The sequence below is a fragment of the Streptomyces sp. NPDC102270 genome (assembly GCF_044766405.1).
Taxonomy (GTDB): domain Bacteria; phylum Actinomycetota; class Actinomycetes; order Streptomycetales; family Streptomycetaceae; genus Streptomyces.
Genome location: NZ_JBIWLX010000016.1, coordinates 113,512 through 113,829 on the forward strand (window position 1 = coordinate 113,512; position 318 = coordinate 113,829).

The window sequence follows — 318 nt, forward strand, 5'->3', positions numbered from 1 at the left end:
AGTCACGGGGAGTTCGGCACCGGCGCGTGCCTCCCCGGGCGCCCCGGCGTGCGAGGGCAGCGGCTGCTGGCCCAGGCGCCTGATCGTGCGCAAGTGCCTGCCTCCTCCCGGTCGCCCGAGCCTGTGAATGCCTCCAACAGCCCGTCGCCCACGGGGAGTTAGGCATCGGCGCGTGCCTCCCCGGGCGCCCCGGCATAGGAGGGCAGCCACTGGCCCAGGCGGCTGATCGTGCGCAAGTGCCTGCCTCCTCCCGGTCGCCCGAGCCTGTGAATGCCTCCAACAGCCCGTCGCCCACGGGGAGTTAGGCATCGGCGCGTG